Annotated in this window: 5 protein-coding genes; 1 reads left to right on the forward strand and 4 read right to left on the reverse strand. The window is 62.1% G+C overall.

Annotated elements, in window-relative coordinates; genetic code table 11:
• Positions 1–2: 2 nt before the first annotated feature.
• The 3 genes from treZ to JF616_07925 all read right to left on the reverse strand — a co-directional run bounded on the left by treZ (position 3) and on the right by JF616_07925 (position 3,073).
• Complete coding sequence (gene treZ / locus JF616_07915; GenBank protein ID MBW8887667.1) at positions 3–1,847, reverse strand: malto-oligosyltrehalose trehalohydrolase; 1,845 nt, start codon at positions 1,845–1,847, stop codon at positions 3–5.
• A 22-nt stretch (positions 1,848–1,869) separates the two neighbouring features.
• Positions 1,870–2,436 (reverse strand): PEP-CTERM sorting domain-containing protein, encoded by a 567-nt coding sequence (locus tag JF616_07920; GenBank protein MBW8887668.1) that lies wholly within the window; start codon positions 2,434–2,436, stop codon positions 1,870–1,872.
• Between the two features lie 70 nt (positions 2,437–2,506).
• Positions 2,507–3,073, reverse strand: coding sequence for a TMEM165/GDT1 family protein (locus tag JF616_07925; GenBank protein ID MBW8887669.1), 567 nt, complete (start codon positions 3,071–3,073; stop codon positions 2,507–2,509).
• A 341-nt stretch (positions 3,074–3,414) separates the two neighbouring features.
• Here JF616_07925 and JF616_07930 point away from each other — a divergent pair, with 341 nt between their 5' ends.
• Positions 3,415–4,170, forward strand: coding sequence for a hypothetical protein (locus JF616_07930; protein ID MBW8887670.1), 756 nt, complete (start codon positions 3,415–3,417; stop codon positions 4,168–4,170).
• Between the two features lie 31 nt (positions 4,171–4,201).
• Here the strand turns inward: JF616_07930 and JF616_07935 are convergent.
• A partial coding sequence (locus JF616_07935) for a glycoside hydrolase family 9 protein (protein MBW8887671.1) occupies positions 4,202–6,000 on the reverse strand: 1,799 nt, incomplete at its 5' end.

The raw sequence follows: 6,000 nt of genomic DNA on the forward strand, positions 1-6,000 counted from the left end.
CCTCACGGGGAATCCTCCCGGCGCGCATAAGCCACGGCGGCCGAAGCCGGCGCGTCGATACGGCTCCCGCCCTCGGCCGTTTCCGGCGCCGCGCTTCCCGGGCCGTCCCAACGGGCCTCCGCCGAGTCGAAGACCTTTCCCCACGCGCCTCCCGGCGGCAATTCCAGGCGCTGCGCTTCCTTCCCGAAATTAAGCGCGCACCACAGCCGATGCGGGCCGCTCCAGCGATCGAGAACGAATGCAGGCCCGATGCGCCCCATTTCCAAATCCTCCTTACGCCGGCTGCGCAGCGCCGGGTGCGACTTACGCAGGCCGATCAGTTCCCGGTAGTATCCGCTGAGCAAACGCCCCTGCGGGGATCCCGCCCTGCCCCAATCGATCTTCGATCGGGAAAAGGCTTCCTCGCCGGCGGGATCGGGCGCGCTACCGGAAGCCCAGAGGAATCCGAATTCCTTTTTCCGTCCCTCCCTCACCGCCCGCAGAAGGGCCGGATCGGAATGGCTCACGAAGAAAAGGAAGGGCCGGGTTTCGCCCCATTCTTCCCCCATGAAGATCATGGGGACGTACGGGCTCAACAGGTAGGCCGCCGCCGCGACCTTGAGGGCCTGGAAATCGGCCATCGCCGCCAAGCGATCCCCGGTCGGCCGGTTCCCCACCTGATCATGGTTCTGCAGGAAGACGATGAACCGATCCGCGGGAATTCCCGCCGACGAGGCCCCGAAGCGGCGCTTGCGGGACGGGCACCATTCCCCCGAGAAGACGAAACCTTCCTTATAGCCCTTGGCCAGGAATCTCGGATCACCATAATCCTTGGCGTATTCGCTTTTCCCAGCGCGCATCCGCGCGTCCAGGCAATGGTGGAAATCGTCCAACCATTGACCCGCCATCCCCAGCCCGCCGGAGGCGGTCGGACGCACCACGTTCGGATCGTTCAGGTCGCTCTCGGCTATCAACCTCCGGGGGAATCCCGAACGCCGGGAAAAGGCTTCCACCGTATCGGAAAGCTCGGCCAAAAACGGGCGCGCGCCGCGATCATAAATCTCATGGATGGCATCCAGCCGCAATCCATCCACGCGGAAATCCCGCAGCCAATGCATCGCGTTCTCCAGGAAGAACCCGCGCACCGGATCGCAATCGGGGCCATCGAAGTTGAGGGCGCCGCCCCAAGGCGTGCGATAGCGTTCGGTGAAGTAGGGCCCGAATCCAGGCAGGTAATTCCCTTCGGGCCCCAGATGATTGTAGACCACGTCGAGGTAGACCGCGATGCCGTGGCCGTGGGCCGCATCCACGAAGCGCTGGAAACCGTCCGGCCCTCCGTAGCTATCCTGCACCGCGAACAGGTCCACCCCATCGTATCCCCAATTGCGGGCGCCGGCGAACTGGCATATGGGCATCAACTCCACGGCGTTCACGCCCAGATCCCGCAAATGCCCGAGCCTGCCTATGGCCGCGGCGAAAGTCCCTTCGGGGGTGAAGGTGCCGATGTGCAACTCGTAGAGGACCGATTCATCCAGAGGCACGCCGGTCCAACCGGAATCGGACCATTTGAATGGCGACGGATCCCAAACGGCGGAGGGGCCATGTACCCCTTGGGGCTGGGAACGGGAGGCCGGGTCGGGCCGCCAGGGCCCTTCATCGATCCGGTAGCGGTACAAGGTGCCGGGCGGGGCAGCCTCGCCGCGCCCGGACCAATAGCCTCCGTGTTCGGGTTGCAGGGGGACGACGCGCGAGGCGTCCGGGCCTAACCCCAGTGCCAGAGCGCGCGCGGCGGGCGCGAAGACGCGGAAGTCGCAACTACCCCCGCCACGGTGGATCGCACCGATTTCCATTCGCCTTCCGGTGTCCATAAAGGACAGGATCGCATCGCTGTCATGCGGGATCCCTCATGATGCAATAACGCTTTTCCCCCGGACGATGGGAAAAACAAAGTGGAATAAGGAGCGCGATGCCGAAAAGGAGTATTGACGACGGCTCGGGAACGGAGGGGATTTCCCCCGCGACTTGCATGCTTCCAATCAGGACGTTAGTTCCCAGATCAACCGCGGAAAAGCTTCCATCCGGCAAAAAATCGGCGAAGGGACAATCCGCAATCCCGTAAACATCGCCTAACAGACCTACCAACTGATGATCCCGTACTTCCAGGATCGGGGATATCGAACTGAGCCCAAGGCCGCGAAATCCGGAAAACTGACTGGTGGGATCGCCCGGATCCCATACCGTCCCCAGGATGCAATCATCGAATCCGATAGTCGCGGAGAATACATCCCCGATTTCCGGCTGGTACGAAAAATGCCCGTAACCATCCGCATTAAAAGTCCCGTTGGCGCCATTAAAAGCCGAGTCGACCGTGAAATCGATCTTGTATTCCACCAGGCTGGCTTTCGCTCCCGCCGCAGCGAACAGAATGCACATCATCAAGGTCTTGAATTTTGCCATGGGATTTTTTCTCGGTACTGTTTCTATACAGCGAATAAAGACGCCGGGAAACGATAAACAAGGTTTTATTTCATCGCTTTATCGCCGCCATTAGCGCTACCAGGCCAAGAACCGCGAAAATCCCCGCCGAAGCCAGCCGGATCCACTTCAATGGAAGCGATCGCGAGGCCCGATCGCCAAGCAGCACGACCGGGACATTGGCGAGCATCATCCCGAAGGTGCTCCCCGCGACCACCGGCAAGAAGGCATGGAACCGCGCCGCCAGGGCCACGGTCGCGATCTGGGTCTTATCGCCCATCTCCGCCAGGAAGAAAGAGATCGCGGTTGTCCAGAAGACCCCCAAGCGTCCGGAATCCTCCTTGGCTTCGTCCGGGGAATCGGGAATCAAGGCCCAACCCGCCATGCCCAGGAAAGACGCCGCCAGGATCCAAGAAAGGAGGCGCAGACCCAGCAAGCTCGCCACCCAAGCCCCCAAGGCGCCCGCTCCGGCATGATTGGCGATGGTCGAAGCGAGGATTCCCAGGATGATGGGAATGGGACGGCGGAACCGCGCGGCGAGGAAAAGGGACAGCAACTGCGTTTTGTCGCCCATTTCCGCGAGGGCGACGATGCCGGTGGTGATGAGGAAAGATTGCATAACCGGATGACGACCAAGTATGTTGGCGCAGGCCCCTTTCCTGAAAGGGCGACTACTCACCAATGGTCCATGAAACTTACTTCCTACGCGCGCGCGCATCCACCTGACCAGACGGTTTTTCCCCGGACATATTGGCGCCCTTTCGCGGTCGTAGCGACGAGAACGGGGTTAAGCCACGCCTTCGATCCATTCGCACCAAATCCTGCAAGCCATCGCACGAATTGGGTTGCCGTTCCGGCGCTCTCGCCCATTCCATCGGTCCTTTCGCGCGAATTCACGCGAACATCGTTAGGCCGGGGATTTGCTTTCCCCCACCGCGGACCCTAGCCGGAGGTTTCTTCATGTCGAAATTATTTCCCGTTCTATCGATCGCCTTCCTTACCCTATGCATCGCGAGCGGCCGCGCGGATTCCCCCGCCGAGTGGAAAGCCTATTTCGGCCTCGATTCGTCCCAGCAAAAACGCTTCGCCCAGGCGGAAAAAGATCGCGCCGCGCAAGTGAAACCCGTACGCGACCAGGAAAAAGCGCGGATCGAAAGCCTCAAGGGGCTGGTCGCATCCAAGGCCTCCGATGCGCAAGTCGGGCCGGCCTATGCCGAGATCCGCGCCGGAAAGAAAACCATCCAGACGGCGGAAGAATCCTTCCTGGACGCCCTGGCGGCCTTCCTGACGCCGACCCAGCAAGCGAAGTGGATCTTGAAAGGCCATAAGCCCAAGAGCGGCCCCGGCAGCGAGCCTACGACGGCGAAGCCGCCCCAGCCGCCGCAGGATTCGGCCCAGAAGCAAGCCGCGAAGGCCGCCGCCGAAGCCTGGAAACAATCCTTCGCGCTAACGCCCGATCAGAAACAGAAATTCGACGCGGCCAACAAATCCAAGAACGAAACCATGCAGGGCCTGCAAGCCGCCAAGGAAACGGCCCTGGAGCAATTGAGCGCGAAGGTGGAGGCCAAGGCGCCGGACGCCGATATGAAAAGCGCCGTGGACGCCGCCCGCCGTTCCCTGGCCGCCATCCCCGCCGCCGAGGATGCTTATTGGGATGGATTGGCCGGCTTCCTTACGCCGACGCAGCAAGCCAAGCTGTTCTTGAAGGGCAAGTAAAGGAAAGGGAAGTAAGAGGGCGTTGCCGCGATTACGGAAGCACGGCGATGGCTTTCCGTAAGGTCGCAGCGGCATTCTTCCCGTCGCTCCCTTTTCCGTATCCATCCTTCGCGACTCCATTCTTTTCGTAAAGGGAAGCCAAGGCCATGCCGGGGGGCAGGCCGCGCAGGGCCAGCCGGACCCGTTCCGCGCTACCCCGCCCTTCGGCCTGCGCCAGGAGGCGCCCCGAAAGCGATCGCACCACCAACCGGTAAGCATGGCCGGCGGGCCATGGAAAGGACAACTCGCCGCGGGAGGCCGACCAGATCAGGCCCCGTTCACCGGACGCTGCTTGTTGGATAATCGGCGAGCCTTCCGGCGCCGTGCCCGCCGCCAAGATCTCGTTCTCATAGACGGGAATCCTTCCCGTCACCACGGGATCGCTGCCGGCTTGCAAGCCCGCGAAAGAGGGATCGTTGGAAGGATCCCAGGAACCGGCCTTGGCCTCAGGGGCGAGCCCTAAACGGAACTGGACCTCTTTGGAGAAATGCGATTGGCCTCCCGGATAGATCTGCGCCCCGGCGAAATCGATCAACACGCAATAGATGTTCCGCGCGGAGTTGAAGGGTTGCAAGACGGGCGGCTGGGCGGAATTATCCTGGTTGTAACCCATGGTGAGCTTGAGATCGTCCAGGGTATAGCCCGAGGCGAAGACCTCGCCCAGATCCACGAAATAGCGGATCTTCAGATGATCCCCCATGCGCGCCGGCCATGCTGTCTTGTTCATCACCCGGGCCGAGATCTCGGTGAAGTTCGGGCCCGAGGCGTTGATCTTGGCGGACACGGCGAATTCGGTATCGCGCGTCTCATGGGGCGGGAAATTCGCCAGGGGATCGCCGCCGAACTCCTGGTACATGCGCGCCAAGGCGCCGGTGAAGGCCGCATTGTAATCGCAGGCCACCTCGTTCACCGTATAGTCCTGGCGGCTATCCGTATAGGCGTCGTCCTTGCCCGGCCCGCCCACGAGGGCGCCGTAAAGCACGTGACGGGTTTGCTCGGGGATGGTCAGATTGTCGGCCCAGGATCCGTGCGCCGAGCGGTGATGGGGCTTGGTGGGCGGATTGTTCCCGAACCCGATCTCGAAGCTGCGTTTGGCGGGGTTGTCGCCCAAGGCGTAGTTCACCTGGCGCACGGCGAAATCGTGGTAGCGTTGCTTCTTCGCCGCATCGGTAAGGTAATCCGAATAAATGAAAGCGATCAAGGAAGTGTTCATGGCGTAGCGCAAGGATCCCCAGGAGTCCAGCCAGGCCAGGCCGCCGGGCGTGTAAGCTATCTTCTGCCCGCCCGTCCCCACGGACCAGAAATCCAGCCAACGCTCCGCATCCTGCTTGTAGGCGTCCTTGCCCGTGAGCTTGGCCAAAAGCACGTAGCATCCGTACGACTTATCGTCCCAGGCATGCGTCCATTTGAAGGAATGGGTGGTGCTCTGCGGTTCGGTGGCCAGGTTGGCGTAGCCGGCCTCGGCTTTGGACAGGTAGGCCGCGTCCTTGGTCGCCATGTACAGCCAGGCGGCGCCCCACACCAGCTCGTCGTTGAAGCCGCTCCAAGAATTGTAGAACGCCTGGGCGCCGGGAATGGCGTCCGTATATTTCCCGCGGTACTTGTCCGCGAAATCGTAGAGTTGCTTGGCGTGCGTCAATAGCTTATCCGCGTAGGCCGCATCGCCCGCGCGAAAGACCATGGACATGGCCGCCAGGGCCGCCGCGGTTTCCCCCGCCAGATCCGATCCGGGATGGGCCGCGTCGATCTTGGCGGAGGGCCTCTCCATCTGCATGACTTCGGCGGGCCCCC

The organism is Fibrobacterota bacterium, from assembly GCA_019509785.1.
In the GTDB taxonomy this organism is placed as follows: domain Bacteria; phylum Fibrobacterota; class Fibrobacteria; order UBA11236; family UBA11236; genus Chersky-265.